General features: G+C 64.3%; 17 protein-coding genes. 12 read left to right on the top strand and 5 right to left on the bottom strand.

Features of this window, described 5'->3' with window-relative positions:
• Positions 1–56 precede the first annotated feature (56 nt).
• From BM136_RS04855 to BM136_RS04835, 5 genes are all read left to right on the top strand, one after another.
• Positions 57–1,055 (top strand): quinone oxidoreductase family protein, encoded by a 999-nt coding sequence (locus tag BM136_RS04855; protein ID WP_092970800.1) that lies wholly within the window; start codon positions 57–59, stop codon positions 1,053–1,055.
• A gap of 127 nt (positions 1,056–1,182) precedes the next feature.
• On the top strand, positions 1,183–1,500 hold the full coding sequence (locus BM136_RS04850) for a YciI family protein (protein WP_092970799.1): 318 nt from the start codon (positions 1,183–1,185) through the stop codon (positions 1,498–1,500).
• 52 nt (positions 1,501–1,552) lie between these two features.
• A complete protein-coding gene (locus BM136_RS04845) occupies positions 1,553–2,956 on the top strand; it encodes a ClcB-like voltage-gated chloride channel protein (protein WP_092970798.1) in 1,404 nt (467 codons plus the stop codon).
• Between the two features lie 283 nt (positions 2,957–3,239).
• Entirely contained in the window at positions 3,240–5,468 is a 2,229-nt protein-coding gene (locus BM136_RS04840) for a TonB-dependent receptor (protein ID WP_092970797.1), read from the top strand.
• A 48-nt stretch (positions 5,469–5,516) separates the two neighbouring features.
• Positions 5,517–6,203 (top strand): Fe2+-dependent dioxygenase, encoded by a 687-nt coding sequence (locus BM136_RS04835; RefSeq protein WP_092970796.1) that lies wholly within the window; start codon positions 5,517–5,519, stop codon positions 6,201–6,203.
• 35 nt (positions 6,204–6,238) lie between these two features.
• On the opposite strand, the gene BM136_RS25335 is transcribed toward BM136_RS04835, so the two are convergent.
• The 3 genes from BM136_RS25335 to BM136_RS04825 form a co-directional block, all read right to left on the bottom strand.
• The gene (locus BM136_RS25335) at positions 6,239–6,385 is read right to left on the bottom strand and encodes a hypothetical protein (RefSeq protein ID WP_175537079.1); all 147 of its coding nucleotides are present in this window, start codon (positions 6,383–6,385) and stop codon (positions 6,239–6,241) included.
• A 123-nt stretch (positions 6,386–6,508) separates the two neighbouring features.
• Positions 6,509–9,037, bottom strand: a complete 2,529-nt coding sequence (locus BM136_RS04830; protein WP_092970795.1) for a PEP/pyruvate-binding domain-containing protein — start codon at positions 9,035–9,037, stop codon at positions 6,509–6,511.
• Positions 9,037–9,666 (bottom strand): TetR/AcrR family transcriptional regulator, encoded by a 630-nt coding sequence (locus tag BM136_RS04825; RefSeq protein WP_092970794.1) that lies wholly within the window; start codon positions 9,664–9,666, stop codon positions 9,037–9,039. The genes BM136_RS04830 and BM136_RS04825 overlap by 1 nt, the downstream gene beginning before the upstream one ends.
• Positions 9,667–9,785: 119 nt before the next feature.
• Between BM136_RS04825 and pip the strand changes: the two genes are divergently transcribed.
• The 5 genes from pip (at position 9,786) to cysC (ending at position 14,434) form a co-directional block, all read left to right on the top strand.
• Entirely contained in the window at positions 9,786–10,739 is a 954-nt protein-coding gene (gene pip, locus BM136_RS04820) for a prolyl aminopeptidase (RefSeq protein ID WP_092970793.1), read from the top strand.
• Between the two features lie 3 nt (positions 10,740–10,742).
• Positions 10,743–11,648, top strand: coding sequence for a LysR family transcriptional regulator (locus tag BM136_RS04815; RefSeq protein WP_092970792.1), 906 nt, complete (start codon positions 10,743–10,745; stop codon positions 11,646–11,648).
• A gap of 94 nt (positions 11,649–11,742) precedes the next feature.
• Positions 11,743–12,411, top strand: coding sequence for an HAD-IA family hydrolase (locus BM136_RS04810; protein ID WP_092971325.1), 669 nt, complete (start codon positions 11,743–11,745; stop codon positions 12,409–12,411).
• A gap of 10 nt (positions 12,412–12,421) precedes the next feature.
• Positions 12,422–13,570, top strand: coding sequence for a DSD1 family PLP-dependent enzyme (locus BM136_RS04805; RefSeq protein WP_092970791.1), 1,149 nt, complete (start codon positions 12,422–12,424; stop codon positions 13,568–13,570).
• Positions 13,571–13,894: 324 nt separating this feature from the next.
• Positions 13,895–14,434, top strand: coding sequence for an adenylyl-sulfate kinase (cysC, locus tag BM136_RS04800; RefSeq protein WP_092970790.1), 540 nt, complete (start codon positions 13,895–13,897; stop codon positions 14,432–14,434).
• A gap of 169 nt (positions 14,435–14,603) precedes the next feature.
• Here cysC and BM136_RS04795 read toward each other — a convergent pair whose 3' ends face one another.
• The gene (locus BM136_RS04795) at positions 14,604–16,535 is read right to left on the bottom strand and encodes a sensor histidine kinase (RefSeq protein ID WP_092970789.1); all 1,932 of its coding nucleotides are present in this window, start codon (positions 16,533–16,535) and stop codon (positions 14,604–14,606) included.
• 128 nt (positions 16,536–16,663) lie between these two features.
• Positions 16,664–17,371, bottom strand: a complete 708-nt coding sequence (locus BM136_RS04790) for a response regulator transcription factor (protein WP_092970788.1) — start codon at positions 17,369–17,371, stop codon at positions 16,664–16,666.
• 417 nt (positions 17,372–17,788) lie between these two features.
• Here BM136_RS04790 and BM136_RS04780 point away from each other — a divergent pair, with 417 nt between their 5' ends.
• Positions 17,789–19,159, top strand: a complete 1,371-nt coding sequence (locus BM136_RS04780; protein WP_092970786.1) for a nucleotide sugar dehydrogenase — start codon at positions 17,789–17,791, stop codon at positions 19,157–19,159.
• A gap of 74 nt (positions 19,160–19,233) precedes the next feature.
• Entirely contained in the window at positions 19,234–20,529 is a 1,296-nt protein-coding gene (locus BM136_RS04775; RefSeq protein ID WP_092970785.1) for a glycosyltransferase family 2 protein, read from the top strand.
• The last annotated feature ends 37 nt before the right edge of the window (positions 20,530–20,566 follow it).

The following is a 20,566-nucleotide window of genomic DNA, read 5'->3' as shown; positions in this document are numbered from 1 at the left end:
AGTACCCGTCATCGCCCAAACCGAAAAGCGTACCCATTTCTGCGAGGACTTTTGCCATGCACGCCAAGGTGATCCAACTGCGCGAACCCGGACCAGCATTGGGTTTGCGGCCCGCCAGCCTGATGTTGGCGCCCCCCGGCCCGAATGCGTTGACGGTGCGGCACACCGCCGTCGGCGTGAACTTTGTCGACGTGTATCACCGTGCTGGGTTGTATCCGGTGCCGGCATTCCCGGCGGTGCTCGGGGTGGAGGGTGTCGGCGTGGTGGAAGCATTGGGTACGGATGTGCGCGGCTTTGTGGTTGGCCAGCGCGTGGCCTGGGCCGGCCTGGTGGATGGCGCGCCCGGTGGGTACACCAGCCATCGCAACATTCCGGCCGAACGGGCAATTGCCTTGCCGGATGCGCTGGATGACGAAACCGTTGCGGCCACGTTGGTCCGCGGCATCACCGCACACATGCTGCTGACGCGGGTACGGCAGGTGCGCGCCGGCGAAACGGTGCTCGTGCACGCGGCAGCCGGCGGCCTGGGCGTATTGCTGGTGCAGTGGGCCAAGCGCCAGGGTGCACGCGTGATCGGCACGGTTGGCAGCGAGGCCAAGGCCGCCGTCGCGCTTGGCCATGGCGCAGACCACGTTGTGCTGCATCGCCAGCAGGACGTGCGCGAGGCCGTGCTGCAGCTCACTGGCGGAGAAGGCGTCGACTATGTGGTCGATGGCATTGGCGGCGCCATGCTGCAGACGTCGTTGGCAGTGACGCGGCCATTCGGCATGGTGGCCAGCATCGGTCAGGCGGGCGATGTCGGTAACACTCAAACGAACGTCGTCGATCTTGCAGCGCTTGGACCGTCGCGCTCGATTGCGCTGGCGCGGCCAGGCGTATTCCGCTACATGGCCGATCTGTCGAACTACCGGGCAGGAGCGCAGGCGGCATTGCAGCGCATGCTCGATGGCGTGCGCGTGCCGCTGGGCGGCACCTATGCGTTGGAAGATGCGGCTGCCGCCCACACCGCGCTCGAAGCCGGACAGACCTCGGGCGCACTGCTCTTGCGCCCTTGAGAACCCTGCGCGCCGAAGGGTTTACGTGCAAAGCGTACCCATTTCTGCGGGACACTCATCGTCGTTGCTTCACGCTGCCGGGTCTCGCGTTTCGAAGGTTTTACCTCACCCCACAAGGAGCCATCGCATGCTGTACCTGATTCTTTTCAACTACACCGCACCGCTGGAAGCTCTCGATCGTGTGCTGCCTGCGCACCGCGCGCATCTGGACGCCCACTATGCGAGCGGCCACTTTCTGATGTCAGGACCGTTTTTCCCGCGGGAGGGCGGTGGCATCCTCGCGCGTGGCGAATCCCGCGAAGAAATCGACGCCATCGTTGCGCGCGACCCTTTCGTGATCGAAAACCTCGTACAGGTGCGCGTCATTGCCTGGGGCCCGAATCGCCGCAGCGCTGACACACCGCAGGCATGGTTGCCAGAGGCCGTGGTCGCGGCATCGACCTAAAACTGGCGCGGCGCCGCCGCTATCATGTCGATCTGTCCTTGCGCGAATCGACATGACCGACACGCCGCCGCCTCAACCTGATGTGCCGCACCAGCCATGGTGGCGCCGCGCGATTGCCCGGCTGCCGTTCGGTCGCGAGCATCTGGTGTTTGTGATCGCCGGAGTGATCGGCTGCGCGGGCGCCCTCTCGACGATCCTGTTTCGCGAGTGCCTGCGTCATCTGCAATGTTGGCTCTCGGGTACGGACCAGGGCCTGGTGGCCACGGCGCGCGCGCTGCCGTGGTGGGCGCGACTGCTGGTGCCGACCGTGGGTGGACTGCTGGCAGGCATCACCTTGCAGGTGGGCCTGAAGTGGATCCCTCGAAAGGGCTCGGAAGACTATATGGAAGCCATTGCCGTGGGCGATGGCGTGCTCAGCGCGCGGCAGAGCTTGGTACGCAGTGCGTCGTCGTTGTGCTCGGTGGCCAGTGGCGCGTCGATCGGGCGCGAAGGGCCGATGGTGCAATTGGCGGCAATGTGCGGCTCGCTTGTCGGCCGCGTGTTGCGGCGCTGGACGCCCGTGCCGATCGAGCAATTGCGTCTACTGGTCGCGTGCGGTGCGGCCGCAGGCATCACCTCCGCTTATAACGCGCCTATCTCGGGCGCCGTGTTCGTCTGCGAAATCGTGTTTGGCGTCATCACCACGGCAACGCTCGGGCCGCTGCTGGTGGCGGCTGTGACAGCTGACATCGTAGTGCGCCAATTCTTCGGGTACGGGGCGGTCTACGAGATGCCGCACTTCGATTTCGTTTCCGGCTGGGAAGTGCTGACGTATCTGGGCCTGGGTCTGGCCGCGGGGATGGTGGGGCCGCTGCTGCTCGGTTTGATCGACCGCGCGCGCGATGCGTTTGCACGTACCAAGCTGCCGCTCACGCTGCGATTGGCCGCAGGTGGGTTGATTGTCGGTGCGCTGTCCACGGGCGTGCCCGAGGTCTGGGGTAACGGCTACAGCGTGGTCAATGGCTTCCTGCATGAGCCGTGGCTGTGGCAGACCGTGGCGCTGGTGCTGATCTGCAAAGTGGTGGCGACGGCGTCGAGCGCGGGCTCGGGCGCCGTGGGTGGTGTGTTCACCCCCACGCTGTTCTGTGGTGCTGCGCTGGGTTTGCTGTACGGCACGGGCATGCACGCGCTGCTGCCAGATGCGGCGCCAGTACCAGTCAGCTATGCGGTGGTCGGCATGGGCGCGCTGCTGGCGGCCACCACGCATGCGCCGCTCATGTCGATCCTGATGATCTTCGAGATGACGCTGTCGTATCAGGTGGTGCTGCCGCTCATGTTGGCGTGCATTACCGGCTATGTGACGGCACATGCGGCGGGCGCGCCGTCGGTATATGCGCGTGCGCTGGCGCGCAATCGTCAGGATGCCGGCGACGACGCGCGGCACCTTCCATCGCCATCAGACAGCACGCAGAAATAGGTACGCTTTGCCGGCTCCAGAGTGTCGCCTAGAAATATTTGGTGGTGACAAGCTTGCCTTGTCAGCTAAATAGAAGAAAAAGCGATCTATAGATCGCCTTAAAGTGTGCGCTCTGGGGAACTTTCAAGAAATACTGCGACAATTTGTTGCTGTTGCGAATCGTTATCATTTATATTTGCGTCCGCAATACGTAGTGCGCTCTCGTGCACGGCGGCACGGGCGCAGGAGGGCGTTCCGTACCGGCTGGCACTCAATAGAAGAGCGCCGCCGGAGAAACCACGCAATGAACCGCCGCACGCCCGTCGCCAGCGCCCTGTTGGCCCTGTTTGCCACGCCCACCGTCGCCCTTGCCCAGCAGACCACGCTTGCGCAGGCACCCGCCACCGCCACGTTGCCGGAAGCCGTTGTGAAGGGCGCCGCCCCGCGCGACGACTACAACGCCGCAAAAAGCTCCATTTCCAAGCTGCCCGAGAACCTGCGCGATGTGCCGCAATCGGTGACGGTCGTGCCCAAGGCGCTGACCGATGCGCAAGGCGGCAGCTCGCTGGCCGATGCGTTGCGCAACGTGCCCGGCATCACCATCGGTGCGGCCGAAGGTGGGCAGATCGGCAACAACATCAACCTGAACGGTTTCTCTGCGCGCACCGACATCTACCTCGACGGCTTCCGGGATCGCGGCCAGTACTACCGTGACCTGTTCGCCCTCGATTCGGTGGAAGTGTTGATGGGCCCGTCGTCGATGCTGTTCGGCCGCGGTTCGACAGGCGGCGTCATCAACCAGGTGACGAAGAAGCCGAAGCTGAAGGCCGCCACGGAAATCACCGGTTCGGTCACCACCAACGGCCTCGTGCGTGCCACCGCCGACGTCAACACGCCGACGTCCGACACTTCTGCCTTCCGCATCGCCGCGATGGCGCAGAACGGCAAGACGAGCACGCGCGACGAGATGACCGCGCAGGATTTCGGCATCGCGCCGTCGTGGCGTTTCGGCATTGGCACACCGACCGAGGTGACGCTGTCCGCGCTGCTGCAGCACAACCGCGACATGCCCGATTACGGCCTGCCGAACCTCAACGGGCACCCGGTCAACGTCAGCCCCAAGACGTACTACGGCTACACCGACGACCGCACCACGCAAGACGTGGCGTCGTTCTCGGCGAATATCGATCACAAGTTCTCGCCCAATCTGCGGCTGCGCAACCAGACACAGTTCAATTACGTGCAGACCGACGCGCGCGAGACAGCGCCCAACGCGGTGGGTACGGTCAATTCGTCGGGTGTGTTCACGGCGCTGACTAACAGCAATCTGCCGCTCTCGGCGCTATCGGTGCGTTTGCAAAGCCATGACCGCCGCATCCGTGATTACTCTCTGTTCAACCAGACCGAGTTGACGGCCAAGTTCGATACGGGTTCGGTCAAGCACACGCTGCTGGTCGGCACCGAATTCGGCCACGACGGTTACGACAACCAGAACTATTACCGCAACGGCTCGTGCAACGGCACGCCGCTGGCGCAGTCGAGCATGACGAGCGGTTTTGTCTCGTGCGAGCCGCTGGTCAGCCCCAGCTACACCACATCGCCGGCCAGCACACCGTCGAGCCTGGGCAACCTGCAGGGCGGCTCGGCCAACACGGTGGCGGCGTACTTCAACGATTCGATTGAATTCACCAAGCAATGGAAGGCAGTCGCCGGCCTGCGCTATGACCGCTACGTGGCGAGCATTTCCAACTCGCTGAATTCGGCGAATACGCCGGCGTCGGCCAAGATCACCGCGCTGCCGTACGCGCAGCAGACCGTGAACTTTGTCAGCACGCGCCTGGGCGGTATCTGGCAACCGACGGACTGGCAGTCGTACTACGTGTCGTATGGCACGTCGTTCAACCCGTCATTGGAACAACTCGTGGGCACCACGGGCCAGCAGGGTCTGGACCCGGAGAAGAACAAGTCGTATGAGGCCGGCGGCAAGTGGGATCTGCTCAACGGCGATCTGTCGGTCAGCTCGGCGCTGTTCCAGATCACCAAGGACAACGCCCGCACACAGATCGACAGCACGACGTACACCTCGGCGGGCAAGATCCGCGTGCGCGGTGCGCGCCTGGGTGCCACCGGCCACGTGACCGACAAGCTGCAGATCTTTGCAGGCTATACGTACCTGGATGCGCAGATCGTCAACGGCATTGCTGCGGGCACGCAGGGCATGACGCCGGCCAACACGCCCAAGCACGCCGCGACGGTGTGGACGAGCTACACCTTCATGCCGAACTGGGAAGTGGGCGCAGGCGCGTTCTACATGTCGCAGCGCTACGCCAACAACACCGACACGGTGCAGGTGGGCGGCTTCGTGCGCTGGGATGCGATGCTGGCCTACCACCAGCCGAAATACGACGTCCGTCTGAACCTGTTCAACGTGTTCAACAAGACGTATTACGATGCGCTGATTCCGTCCGATGGCGGTCGCGCTGTGCCGGGCACCGGCCGTGCGGCGATGCTGTCGGTGGTGTATCGGATGTAATGGATGGGGGATGGGCCCTCGGCTGCATCCCCGTTTCCTTCCAGCGCCATGCTCGTCTGCATTCCCAACGTCTTCAACGCCGCGCAGGTGGCTGCGCTACGCGATCTGCTCGATAGCGCAGGCGATGCCTGGGTTGATGGCCGCGTGTCAGCCGGGTATTCGGGCGCGCCGGTCAAGGTCAACCAGCAAATCGATGAGAGCGCGGAAGTGGCCCTGCAGTGCCAGCAGCTCATCCTGAGCGTGCTGGAGCGGCACCCGCGCTTCATCAGTGCGGCGTTGCCGAACGTGGTGTACCCGCCGATGTTCAACCGCTACGGCGAGGGCATGACCTTCGGCGCGCATGTCGATGGCAGCGTGCGTATCCATCCGCACAACGGCACAAAGCTGCGTACCGACATCTCGGCCACGCTGTTCCTGTCAGACCCCGCCAGCTACGACGGCGGCGAACTGCAGATTGAAGACACCTATGGCATGCACAGCGTCAAGCTCAATGCCGGTGACTTGGTGATCTATCCGGCAACGAGCCTGCATCAGGTGACGCCCATCACGCGCGGTGTGCGCGTGGCGAGCTTCTTCTGGATCCAGAGCCTGATTCGCGATGACGCGCAGCGCGCCATGCTGTTCGACCTGGACAACGCCATCCAGACGCTCAACCAGACCGACGCGGATGCCACAGCACGCCGCACGCTCATCGGCGTGTATCACAACCTGATGCGGCAGTGGAGCGAGACCTGATCTGAGCCCGCAGCGTCACACCGGGAAGGTTCGGCTTAGTGGCCCGAACGGCGATACAGCTCGGCCATCATGCCGCAGCTTTCCACGTGCAACGCAACGGCACGGCTGGCTTCACGGCGCACGATTTGCCAGAAACGGGCGAAACGCGAGGCGGGGGCGGCTTTGAGAGCGACGGTGTTCATGGCGATTCCTTTTGAGGACTGAGTTAGGGATAACCCTAGTAGGGAATACCCGAATGTTAGTCCGAATATTGCAGCGCAGCAAACCGCATTTGCCCGTGTCGCGTCATCGCCACATATGGGCGCCTAATTCATCACCCTACTGACCGTGCCGGCGTTGCCGTCCACACAGATCGTCTCGCCATCTTTCAACTGGGCCCGGATGCCGGGGAGGTTCACCACGGCCGGAATCCCGAACTCCCGCGCCACGATGGCACCGTGCGAGAGATAGCCGCCGGTTTCCATGACGAGCCCGCCGGCCTTCAGAAACAGCGGCGTCCAGGCGGGGTCGGTGCTGGGGGCGACGAGGATATCGCCAGCGTGCAGCGCCGTGCCGGCAACAGCATGATCGACCAGCCTTGCTCGGCCCTGTGCCGAGCCTGCGCCCACGGCAGTGCCGCTCCAGGTATCTCCGGTGAGGGCGATGGGCATGGTGGAGGCGACCGGCGCTTCGCCATGCTCGGTGACGATGTCCGGCACTTGCAAGACGGCCCACTCGCGCAGTTGCCGGCGGCGTTCACGCGCGCGCCGGGCGGCGAAGCGCAGCGGTAACGCGCCGGTGGCGGCGGCCACGCATTCGTCCAACGTCAGGTTGAAAATGTCTTCGGGCACATCGAGTCCTTCTTCGCCGACAAGCCTGTCAGCCAGCTTTAGCAGACCGATGCGCAGTGCTTCCAGATACGCCACCAGCGCGCTGCGCGCGGCTTCGCGCTGGTTGCTATCGCGCACGGCACTCTTGAGCATCCCCCGCACAATCGGGCGCAGCCAGAACGGCAGGCGCGCCCACGCACGCTCAGAGGCCGCCAACTGCCGTTGCCGCACAGCTTGCGCGTCGCTGCCGATCAGGCCGACGACGAGATCGAGCAAATAGTCGGGTTGCTCGCGCCAGCGCGGGCGGCGGAAGTAGCTCTCTTCAATGGCGCGGTGCCCGTAGCGCTCCAGAAATGTGCAGAAGTGCTGGCGGAACGCGCTGTGCGCCGGCAACTGCTGCGCCCATTGCGTGCCGATGCGGTTGTCGGCGCGAAGCCAGGCGAGGGCTTCGGCATCGGCGGCGGCCGTTTGCGCCAGGGCCATTAATTCGTAGCTTTGCTGCGCGGTAACGCTGGGTTCAGCGCCGGCCATGAGCGCGGCGGCCAAGGCGTGGCCCTCGCCGGGGCACTGTTTTTCGATCACGTCGACCAGTCCCGAAACGGAGCCGCCCGCCGAGCCTTGCAGGAAGAACAGGCCGTCGGCGCGGCGCGCGACGTTGAAGCGTTCACGCACGCAGGTGGCCAGCTCCGCGGTCGATTCCGGCCACGCGTCTTCACACCATTGCGCGGCTTGCTTGCGGGCGCGATTCAGATCGCTCTGTGCATGGCGGCGTGCGGCCCCGGCACTGCACAGATAGCGCACGAGCCGCACACCGCGTGCCAGCCGCTGCGGCCATGTGGCGCGCGTCAGCGCAATCTCAGGCTGCGTGCCGCCCAGCATGCGATTGATGGCCTCCGGCGCAATGCCGAATGCGTCAAACGCCTCCCACTGCATCAACGAGACATCGAGGTACACATGGCCGCCAAGCAGACTGGCACGCTCCAGCCCTGGCAACAGCGCGTAGCCTGCCAGCGAGTACGCCAGCGTCAGCATGCGGTTGGCCGCGTGGCCGTAGAGCACCCAGTCGATGGGCGACAGCGGCGCGGGAAACACCTCGCGCGTGTTGCCCCGCGTCCAGAACGTCGGCTGGGTTTGCAGGGCGGCGTAAGTCTGGCGGGCTGCCGTGGTGATCGGGCGAGCCTGCACGATCCAGAAGCGCTGCCCGTCCCAGACCCATTCGATGTCATAGCGCGCCTTCGCAAAGTTCAGCGCGCGTGCCGCGTCGCGCGCCACCGTGGCAAGGGCGATGAGTTTGGCGTCGTCCAGCACGGCGCGGCGGGCGTCTGCCGTGGTGGTATCAACGAGTGCGGTGCTGCCTTCGGCCAGCGCGCGCGTCATGCGGCGCTTCGTGCCGATCTGGCGTTCGACCACATGCAGCGTGTCGTCTTGCGGCGCAACTTCCAGCCGGTCGACGTCGCCATCGGCGTGGCCGCCCACCAGCGCTTCGCCCAGGCCCCAGTGCGCGTTGATGACGATGTGGTCGTCGCGGCCCGTCAGCGGGTCACCCGTGAACGCGATGCCTGCGGCCACCGCCGGCAGCATCGGCATGATGACCACGGCCATCGCCAGGTCGGCAGTGTCGATGCCAAAGCGCTCCCGGTATGCCAACGCTTGCGGTGCGTGCGCCGAGTCCCACACGGCGCGTACCGCGTCCGCCAGCGCCTGCACGCCAATCACGTTCAGGCGCGTCTCGTGAATGCCCGCGAACGAGCGTTGCGCGGAATCTTCCTGCGGCGCGGACGAGCGCACGGCCAACGGCGTGTTCTGCCAGCCGCGCGCGGCCAGCGCTTGCGCGATGGCAGCCAGCACCGTATCGGGTACCGCATCTCCGTGCTTCCGGCTGAGGCTGGCCTCTGCGGCCAGCACGAAACCATCGGGCACCGGCACGCCGAGTCTCGCCATGCGGCCAAGTTGCCAACCCTTGCCACCCGCCACTGCGGCACCGGCCTGCGCCGCAGCTGGCCAATCGAGCACGAGCGGATTCATCACGCCTCCTTGCGGGCCATGCCGTGCAGGAACAGGTCGATGACGGCGGAGAAGCCCGCGTGCAGGTCTGTTTCGGGATGTGCCAGCCAGCGCATGAGCGCGCCGAGATACAAGTACTCGAAGAGCCCAGCGAGGTGCTCGGCATCAAGCCGGGTGTCGAGTTCGCCTGAGCGCTGCGCCGCGTCGATGAGCATCATGAACACCGCTTCGAGCCCGCTGCGCTTGTCGCCGTCGCGGTTGCGGGCGGCCAGGTCGGCGCTGGCAAAGCGGTAGCGGAAATACGCGGCCAGATAGGGTCGGCGCACGTTGCACCAATTGGCCGAGGCGGAAAGCAGCACCGCCAGGCGGGAGGCGAAATCCGGCTGTGCCTCGATCTGCGCACGCAATTGGGCGCCGCCAGCCGCCAGCTCGGCGTGGAACTGGTGCGCCAGCAGCGCTTCCTTGACTGGAAAGTGGTTGTACAGCGTGCCCTTGGACACATCGGCCTGCGCGGCAATCTGCTCCATCGTCACGGCGTCGTAACCGTGCTGCTCGAACAGGGAAAAGGCCGTGGCCGCCAGGTGGTCCAGCGTCTGGGTGCGCTTGCGTTCGCGGCGGCCGGCTTCGATCGGGGGCGGACTGGACGACATGGTGGGCTCGCTATTATTAAACGACGTGCAATTTTATACGTCGTTTAAAAATATGTGCAAGCGGAAACCCGTCTGTAGAATCAGCCCATTCTTCCGGCAACCTTTCGACAGGACCGACCATGCCTGCACTGCGCACGCTGTATCCCCCAATCGAACCGTATGAAACCGGCATGCTCGATGTGGGCGATGGCCACACGATCTACTACGAGCGCGTCGGCACGCCCGGTGCCAAGCCGGCGGTGTTCCTGCACGGCGGGCCGGGCGGTGGTGTTTCGGCAGACCACCGCCGCGTGTTCGATCCGGCACGCTACGACGTGATGCTGTTCGACCAGCGCGGCTGCGGGCGGTCCACGCCGCACGCGGGCCTGGAGGCCAACACGACGTGGCACCTTGTGGCCGATATCGAACGCCTGCGCGCAATTGCCGGTGCGGAACGTTGGCTCGTCTTCGGCGGCTCGTGGGGCTCGACGTTGGCGCTCGCTTACGCGCAGAAGTATCCGCAGTACGTGAGCGAACTGGTGCTGCGTGGCATCTACACCGTCACGCAAGCCGAGCTGCGCTGGTATTACCAGTACGGCGTGTCAGAGATGTTCCCCGAGAAATGGGCACGTTTCCAGGCGCCCATTCCGGAGGCCGAGCGCGGTGACATGATTGCGGCCTATCGCAAAGTGCTGACCGGCAACGACACCGCCAGGCAGATCGAAGCCGCCCGCGCCTGGAGCGTGTGGGAAGGCGAGACCATCACGCTGCTGCCCGACCCGAGCAATAGCGCCAAGCACGCCGACGACCATTTCGCGCTGGCCTTCGCGCGGCTGGAGAATCACTACTTCACGCATCAGTGCTGGCTGGAAGAGGGCCAGTTGCTGCGCGAGGCGCACAGGCTGGCGGGCATTCCCGGCGTGATCGTGCATGGCCGCTACGACATGCCGTGCCCCGCGCGCTATGCGTATGCGTTGCATCAGGCGTGGCCGGATTCGGACTTCCACCTGATCGAAGGCGCCGGCCATGCGTGGTCGGAACCGGGCATTCTCGATCAACTGCTGGCCGCAACGGACCGCTTTGTCGGCAAGTAACCCATGACGGATTCCGCCGACCTGCGCTTCCTGCTCGCCATCCAGGACAACGGCAGCCTGGTGGCGACTGCACGGGCGTTGGATCTGACGCCATCCGCCGTGTCGCAGCGGCTGCAGCAGCTGGAGAAGAAGCTGGGCACACGGCTGGTCGATCGCACGGCACGCAGCCTGCGGTTTACGCAAGAGGGCGCGCTGCTGTGCGAGCGTGGAGCAGAGCTGATCCGCCAGCTCGATGCACTGTCGGAGGATTTGCACACGCGCCGTGGCGGCCTGGTTGGCACGCTCAAGGTGAATGCGCCGCTCGGGTTTGGGCGGCGCTACGTGGCGCCCGTCATCGCCGATTTTCAGCAGCAGCATCCTGATGTCGACATTGAATTGGCGCTGTCCGACGCGCCCCTTGTCGAGGCGGCGGACCGCTTTGATGTGGTGGTGCATATCGGCGCGCTGCAGGTGTCGAACCTGGTCGGCCATGCGATTGCGCCGAATGCACGCTTTGTCTGCGCTTCCCCCGCGTTGGTGAAGCGCTTCGGCACGCCGGAAACGCCCGATGACCTTGCCGCGCTGCCTTGCATCGTGCTGCGCGAGAACAAGGAAGACGTGTCGCTCTGGCACTTCAGCAAAGGTCGCACGAGCCGCAGCGTGCGCGTGCCGAGCCAGCTGATCTGCAACGACGGCGATGTCATTCGCCACTGGGCATGCGAAGGGCGTGGCGTGATCCTGCGCTCCGAATGGGATGTGGCCGATGATTTGCGCGCGGGCCGGCTGGTGCGCCTCCTGCCCGGCTGGAAAGCGCCCGACGCCAACGTGATCGCGCTTACGCACAACCGCGCCGGGTTGCCTCAACGTACGCGTCATTTCATGCAGGCGCTGCAGAATCGTTTTAAGCCGCAGCCGCCTTGGCGCGCATGATGCAGCTTCACTGAATCTTTGATTCAAATCGGCTTTACCGAAAGCCGGTGCGCGGTACCTACAATCGGCTGCATCGATCTCTACCGATTTGCAGGTGACAAGCGTGAATACTTCCACGGTTTCTCCCGATACCCGCTATCCCAAAGCCGTCCTGTTCGATCTGCTGACCGCGCTGCTCGATTCGTGGTCGCTGTGGAACCGCGCCGCTGGCTCCGAACAGGCAGGCCGCACGTGGCGCGCCGAGTATCTGCGGCTCACGTACGGCTGCGGCACGTACGTTCCTTATGAAACGATGGTTCGGCAGGCCGCGCAGAACGTCGGCTTGCCGGCCTCCGCCCCTGAAGCGCTGGAAGCCAACTGGTTGTACCTGGCACCTTGGAGCGGCGCTGCGCAAGCGCTGGCCCAGCTCCAGCCGCACTGCAAGCTGGCCGTTGTCACCAACTGTTCGGAACGGCTGGGCCGGCAAGCCGCAGCGCTGTTGCCCGTCACGTGGGATGTCGTTGTCACGGCCGAGCAGGCTGGCGTGTACAAGCCCGATCCGAAGCCCTATCGCATGGCACTTGAACAACTTGGCGTGGATGCGGCTGACGCGGCATTTGTTGCGGGTTCCAGCTACGACATGTTCGGCACGGCGGCCGTCGGTCTGCGCACTTACTGGCACAACCGCATCGGCCTGGCGCCGGTGGAGGGCGCCCGGTTGCCGGAAATCACCTCGCCCACGCTCGAAGATCTGCTGCCCTGGGCCCGCCGTTTTGCCGCATGAGGATGCAACCATGACCCCTGAGATGCACACCCTGGAAACCCTCGACACGCCTGCGGCGTTGATCGACTTGCCGCGCATGCAGCACAACATCGCCCGCATGCAGCACCGCATGAACGCGCTGGGCGTGAAATTCCGCCCGCATGTGAAGACCACCAAGTGCCTCGACGTGGTGCGCGCCCAGCTGGCGGCCGGCGCACAAGGCATCACCGTATCGACGTTGAAGGAGGCCGAGGCCTTCTTTGCCGCCGGCATCAAGGACATCCTGTACGCGGTGGGCATTGTCGCCACCAAGCTGCCGCGTGCGATGGCGCTGCGCAAGCGGGGCTGCGATCTGAAGCTCGTGGTCGACAACGCCGAGGCTGCTCGCGCGGTGGTCGACTACGCCCGCGCACACGGCGAGCGCTGTGAAGTGTGGATCGAAGTCGATACCGATGGGCACCGCTCCGGCATCACATCCGAGCAGGATGCGCTGCTGGAGGTCGGCCGCATCCTGAAAGACGGCGGCATCGACGTGGGCGGCGTGATGACGCACGCTGGCTCCAGCTACGACCTGAACGACCGCGCCGCGCTGGCCGCATTGGCCGAGCAGGAGCGTGCCGGTTGCGTGCGCGCCGCGCAGCGCCTGCGTGATGCCGGTGTGCCGTGCGCGGCCGTGAGCATTGGCTCCACGCCCACCGCGTTGGCCACCGAGCACCTCGAAGGCGTGACGGAGGTGCGCGCGGGGGTCTACGTATTCTTCGATCTGGTCATGCACAACGTGGGCGTATGCGCGATGGACGAGATCGCGCTGAGCGTGCTGACTACCGTGATTGGCCATCAGCCCGACAAAGGCTGGGTGATTGTCGACGCCGGATGGATGGCGATGAGCCGTGACCGCGGCACCGCCAAGCAGTCGCATGACTTCGGCTATGGGCAGCCGTGCGCGCTGGACGGCACGCCGCTCGACGGGCTCATGCTGATTGGCGCGAACCAGGAGCACGGCATTCTGGCGGCCAGCGATGGCTCGGTACGCGACGACTTGGTGGCGCGATTTCCGGTCGGCACGAAGCTGCGTGTACTGCCCAACCACGCGTGCGCGACGGGTGCCCAGTTCCCGGAATACCAAGCGGTGCCGTCGCGGGGCACGGTGCAGACGTGGGCGCGGTTCCACGGCTGGTGAGCCACACACCCGGCATGCCGAAAAGCAAAAGGCCCGCAGCGTGTTCCTGCGGGCCTTTTGCTTGAATCCAATCTACCAAATGCTTCTTGCGCGGCTGAGGACGCCCAAGCCCGAGCCGCGCTTGATGGTTCCGATATGGCCGGGGAGCGAATCGGAACCCGTGCCAACAGCGACAAGGTGTCGGAATTGTAAACACGCTACCCCGTGGCGCGCTGTAGCACATTTGTTCTACAGAGCCGCACTGCACTGCCTTCGTATACTCGGATGCAACAGGCAGTTGAATCTGTCGCAGCAGCGCGAGGCGACAGCGGCCGACCACATGACATGCAACCCTCACCTTCCACACTCTGGTTTACCGGGCTGAGCGCGGCCGGTAAGACCACCTTGGCGTTGGCCGTGGCGGAGGCGCTGACGGCGCGCGGCTTGCCGTGCCGGGTGCTCGATGGCAGCGCCTTGCGTCAACAGCTCTGCTCCGATCTCGGTTTCTCCCGGACAGATCGCAGCGAAAACGCGCGACGTGTGGCGCAGTGGTGCGCACAGATGAACAACACCGGCACCTGGGCCATTGCTGCCCTGATCTCGCCGTACCGTGAAGACAGGGAGCGCGCTCGACAGATCGTGGGCGCATCGCGCTTCTTTGAGGTGTATGTCGCGACACCGCTGTCCGTGTGTGAGGCGCGTGACCCGAAGGGTTTGTATCGCAAGGCGAGAGCCGGAACGATCGCCAACCTCACCGGTATCGACGATCCTTACGAGCCGCCGTTACATCCCCGGTTGACGCTGGATACCGGCGTGCAACCGGCCGAAGACTGTGTTGCACAGGCGTTGGCATTACTTGGGATGCAGGAAGCCGTTGCGGCTTGATGTGGGGCCATGTAGCGCATTTGTTCCACAGACGAATCCAGCCCGCGTCGCTATGCTGCGACGGTTCCAAAAAAAAAGAAAAGAGCACCGATCAAAACGGGGGAGAGCTGCGGCGCGCACTGCATAGCGGGAACAGCGGTGCGCGCCAGACAGCCATGGGCCGGGGGCGTTACGCGCTGCGCGCCAGCGGTAGCCACAGCGTAAAGCGCGTCCCGCGGGGCCCCGAGGCCCAATCGACAGCCCCATCCAACGCCTGCGCGCGGCGCTGCTGATTGCGCAGGCCATGCCCCTTGCCGTCGCGCAGGGCAGTTTCCACGTCGAACCCCTGGCCGTTGTCTTCGATGACGACGCGCACGCCGTCCGGGTCTGCTGCGGTACCCACGCGGATCTCGCTGGCGCGCGTGTGGTGCAGGATGTTCGCAATGCACTCCTGCACGATGCGCAGGATATGCAGCGCGCTGGATGGATCGAGCCATGGCAGCGTCGGCAGTTTTTGCACCTCCCACAACAGGGCGATGCCCGTGCCATCCAGGCGCGGTTCCAGGCGAAAGCGTAGCGTGGCGAGCAACAGCAGCAAGTCCGCCTCGACCGGTTCCATCGAATCAATGGTCAGCTTCAGATCGTCCAGGCAGCCTTTCAGGATGTGCGAGATATCCACCTCGCTCACGGCACCGCGCTCCACCGAGCGGATTGCGCTGATGAGCGATGCGCCCAGCCCGTCGTGCATGTCCTGCATCAGGCGCTGGCGTTCCTTGCTGATGGCGCGCTGCCGTTCGGCCTCGCGCAGTTGCTGGTGGCTGAGCTCAAGTTCGGCCTCGCGCGCTTTCAGGCGCTGTGCAAGGTTGGCGTTGGCCTGTTCGACTTCGTCGATGGCGTTGACGTAGCGCCGATACATCAGCGTGCCGAAAATGCCGAACGTGATGGCGTTGGTGTACGCGCCGAAATACCAGCCTTCCGGGCTGCTGAAATTGTTCTGCAGCAGCCAGTCCGTCACGCCAAGCAAGGTGCAGATGCCAACACCAATGGCCACCAGCACGCCTTCGTTGGAACGGCGCCGGGCGTTGGCGGCACCCACCACGCCAACGGCGGCGCCCATGAGCGCGGCAATCGGGTAGATCAACGGCGTGACCTTGGGCGTGTTGGGCAGCACGGCCAGCATGGGCAGCGTCAGCACGCCAATCGCGACAGTCGCCATGACCAGCGTGCGCGTGAACCACACGAGCGGTCGCCCATGCAGTTGGCGCAGGAAGAAGTGCACCACCAGCACAAGCCACAGCAGCGAATTGACCGTCAGCCAGGCAAACCAGTCGTTGGCAATCGGCTGCGCCACGTAGAAATGCAGTCCGCGCAGGAACGAGGTGACAGCCAGGTTGAAGAACAGCAGATAGGCGGTTTCGTGGCCGCGCCGAAACCAGACGAACAACGCGAAGATGCCGATGGCGAGGAACGCTGCACTCAACACGGCGGGCAATTCCTGCTGCAGCCACTGGCGGATGTTGTAGCGGCCCTTCAACGCGTCGATCGGGCCGAGCCACAGCGACGAGACGGCCACCTGCGTGCCTTGGGTGTGTTCCAGGCGCAGCAGAATCTCACGCACGGGCTCGTCGTCGCCCGGCTCGTCCAGCGCGACCCACAGCGGCGTACGCGTGCTGTTCCATAGCGGCCCGCGTTCCTGCGCCCGATGCACCAGCCGGCCGTTGACGTACACCGCGATCGTGCCGTCGGTCTTGATGCGCACGCCGTACAGCGCCAGCGGCCCCGATTGCACGGGCGACGCGGGTACGGCGATCCTGAGCCACGTCGTATGTACGGCACGGGACTGCGCCTTCGCGCCGGCCTGGCGCAGCAGCGCAATCGCGGGCGCATACGGCAGCGCGGCGTGCTGCCAGACGTTGGGTAGCGATGCGCTGTCGAACGTTGGCGGCGGTGCCTGGAAGCCTGACCCATCCGTCGTCTGCCAATCGGCCTGCGTCAGGTGCAGGCTGTCGGCCGACGAAGGCTCGCTGCCAGCTTCTGCGTAGAACATGCCAACAATCACCAGCAACGCCAGTGAAAAGACAAACATCGCTTTGGCAAAGAGGGGCGCAGGACGGGTGCTCATGCAACGCGCGTGGGGCAACGCTCGAAGAAGTGGGCGGGCCAATATGACATGCGTTTCGACGCTGCTTGGGAACCCCCGCTCACGAGGGGCAACACCACGCGCTGGCCCCTCGGCCCCGGGGCGATGCGCTACTCGGACAGCAGTCCGAGATTCCTCGCTTCATAGATGGCTTCCGCCTTGGAGGTCACCTTCAGCTTGCTATAGATGCGCCGCACGAAGCTTCGCACCGTGAAGTGCGATAGCTCCATCAGCTTGGCGATTTCCTGTGTCGTGAAGCCCTTGGTGATGTAGTCCAGGACTTCCTTCTCGCGTGCCGAAAGCAGCGGTGCTGGCGAATTGGGTGCGGCCGGTTCAGGTTCTGAGCGCGTGGCGGTGCCGGCTGAACCTTGCTGGAAGCGCGCCAGAATCTGCCGCGCGATGATCGGGCTGATCGGGCTGCCGCCGCTTGCCAGGCTGCGGATTTCTTCGGCCATCCGGGCAGGCGAACTGTCTTTGAGCAGATAGCCCGCCGCGCCGGCCTCGATCGAGCGCATGACGTGCGTCTCGTCACCAAAGTTGGTGCTGACCATGATGCTGCAGCTCGGCCACAACTGCGCCGCCGCGCGAATCACGTCAATGCCGGAACCATCGGGCAGGCCGAGGTCGACCAGCAGCACATCAGCGGGCGGACCTTGCAGCAGGGCCAGGCCGTCAGCGCGCGACATGGCGATGCCGGCCACCCGCATGTCAGGCGCGGCCTGCACGGCGCGGCTGAGCGCGTCGCTAAAGCCGGGGTCGTCCTCGACGATGGCGACGTGGATGGGTTGCGGCTCGGAGCCGGTACGGACGGATTGCATGATGGACCGATTGTACGAGTCCCGGACAACTGACCGTGTAGCGCATTTGCGCTACAGATGCACGTTCGTGCTTGTGTCAATGCACGCTGGCAATGAGGTGCCATATTATGCAAATTTCGTGATTATCGCCGCCATGCGCATGATGGGAATGTGCGCATGTTACGTAACGCGAAACGTTTCTGAGTGTCGTTGGGGCCGCTTTCCCCTGACGATTCTGACACTTTGTGTCGCCCGCATCGCCTTGTACGGCAACGTTTTCATCTGATTTAGGTGATGTTGCAACCGCGCATGGCACGCACTTTGCAGAAATGACCCCATAAAAATGGTCACCAGCCGCCGCCGGAACTGCGTCTGAGTGAGCCATCACAACGGATCGGCCCACGGGTAGCCGGTCTGGTTCAACGAGGGGAGTGGGCGATGTCACTGAGTGGCAAGTCGACGTGTGCAGAAAATCTATTCATCAAGCCAGCGCCGCGTTGGCCCGATCCGGTCGCGCCGGCAGTCGAGCCGGCCACAGTCAAGATTGCGGTGGTGGGTCTCGGCTATGTGGGTGCGCCGCTGGCCGTGGCGTTCTCGAAGCACTTTGCCGTGTCTGGCCTCGACATTGACGCCACGCGCGTCGCTGAACTGGGCGAAGGCCGTGATCGCACCAACGAACTGACCAGCAACGAGCTCCTTGAATCGGGCGCGCGCTTCACGACGGACGCCACTGTGCTCGGTCAGGCCGACGTGATTGTCGTGACGGTGCCCACGCCTGTGGACCAGGCCCGCGTGCCTGATCTGAACCCGGTCATGCAAGCGTCCGTCTCGGTGGGCAAGAACATGAAGCGCGGCGCGGTCGTGGTGTACGAAAGCACCGTCTACCCCGGCGTGACCGAAGAGATCTGCATCCCACTGCTAGAGCGCCACAGCGGCCTGAAGCATCTGAAGGATTTCCACGTCGGCTATTCGCCCGAACGCATCAACCCGGGCGACCGCGTGCACACGTTGACCACGATGACCAAGATCGTGGCTGGCGACACGCCCGAAACCCTCCAGGCGCTTGTGAGCCTGTACGGCGCCGTCACGCAGGTGCATCCCGCCAAAAGCATCAAGGTGGCCGAGGCTGCCAAGGTGCTGGAGAACACGCAGCGCGACGTGAACATCGCGCTGATGAACGAGGTGTCGCAACTGCTGGCCGCGCTTGGTGTGGATACGCACGACGTCCTGGCCGCTGCGCGCAGCAAGTGGAACTTCCTGGACTTCCGCCCCGGGCTGGTGGGCGGGCACTGCATCTCGGTTGATCCGTATTACCTCACGCACAAGGCGGCGTCGTGCGGCTTCAACGCAAGCCTCATCCTGGCCGCGCGCGAGACGAACGACAGCATGTCGCAGTTCGTGGTCGACCAGCTCATGCGTCGCATGACGCAGTGCCATCTGCTCGGGCCGCACACGCTCGTCACCATCCTGGGCACCACGTTCAAGGAAGACGTGCCGGACATCCGCAACTCCAAGGTGGCCGACATCGTGAAGAAGCTTGGCGCGCTGGGCATCCGTACACAGGTGATTGACCCGTTTGCGGACAGCAACGAAGTGGCGCACGAGTACGGCTTCCGCCTCACGAAGCTGGCCGATGCCAAGTCCGCCGACGCCATCGTGCTGGCCGTGCCGCACTCGGAGTACCGCGAGGGCGGCTGGGCACTGGTGGAGTCGCTCGCCAGACCGGGCTCGCCATTCGTGGTGAGCGATCTCAAGGCGGTGCTGGATCGGGATACCTGCCCGGACCGGGCTGTGCTTTGGCGGCCTTGAGCTTCGCGCAGGCCTGATCCTCGCCGCTTTCGTTTCTTCTGTTCCTCCGTTTTCTCTATCGCCCTGGCTTCTTCATGGACGCTTATCTGTTGCTGACGCTTTCGCTCGGCTGGGTGCTGTCTGCCCTGCTGTACGTGATCCCGCTGTTGTGCGTGATTGTCTGGCGCAAGGAGACCTTCCTTGCGAAGGACTACACCGTGCAGCGCCGCGTGTCGGTGCTGCTGCCTTGCTTCAATGAAGGCCCGCACGCGTATGACACGATCAAGAGCATCAGCGAGTCGAACTATCCGGCAGAGTTGCTGGAGATCGTTGCGGTGGATGACCATTCCACCGACGACAGCTGGGAATGGATCCAGAAAGCGCAGCACGACTTCTCGGGTGCGGTCAGGATCGCCGCGTATCGCCAGCCCGTGAACAAGGGCAAGTACGAAGCCTTGAACCGGGCGGCCAACATTGCCACCAGCGCAGATATCTTCATCTGCATCGACAGCGATTGCACCTTCCATCCCGATGCGGTGTGCGAACTGGTAGCGTCGTTTGCTTCGGACAAGATCGCGGCCGTGGGCGGGCACGTGCGCGTGAGCAACGTGAACGAGAACCTCGTCACCAAGACGCAGGCCACGGTGTACTTCTACGCCTACAAGGTGATGAAGATGTTCCAGAACCGCCTGCGCAATGTCACGTGCATCAGCGGTTGCCTGTTTGCTATCCGCCGCGATGCGTTTTTCGAGATCGAAGAAGACGTGAAGACGTGCAACTTCCTCGGCGCCAAGTTCTCTGCGGGTGAAGACCGCTATATGACGCACCTGCTGATGCTGCGCGGCTATCAGACTGCGGTGAACCTCGACGCTATTTGCTGGACCGAGGTACCGACCACTTTCCGCAAGTTCTTCACGCAGCAGTGGCGCTGGCGCCGCAGCGGCACGCAGGACTACCTGCTCACGTTGCGCACGTTGGGCCGGCACGCGCGCAATGTCCATCCGCTCTCGGCCATGAACCTGATCCTGCCAGAGACGGTGAACTACTTGATGCTGTTCACATTCATCTTCGCCATCGCGTCGGGCAACGCGCTTGAGTGGATCGTGTCGCACCAGGTGTTCACGTACACGGTGTTCGCGCCGTTCCTGTTTGGCGTGCATTTCTGGGCCAAGCGTTGCGCGCCCGATCAGGCCGTGAAGGGCGGGCCGCTGCCGCTGTTGCCGTTCATTGCGGCATGGGCGCTGGCGGGCACAGTCACGTGCGCAATGATGGCCATCTTCACGATGGACTCAAGCAGCTGGGGTACGCGCGTATCCAAGAAACCGGAGGAATCCGCAGGCACCGCAGAGGACGGCGCTGAACTTGAAGGCATGCAGCCACAACAAGGCTGACACACACAAAAAAACAAATCGAACGTGCCGGGTCCAC

The sequence above is a fragment of the Ralstonia sp. NFACC01 genome, assembly GCF_900115545.1.
GTDB classification, from domain to species: domain Bacteria; phylum Pseudomonadota; class Gammaproteobacteria; order Burkholderiales; family Burkholderiaceae; genus Ralstonia; species Ralstonia mojiangensis.
This window is presented reverse-complemented; position numbering and strand designations above follow the sequence as displayed.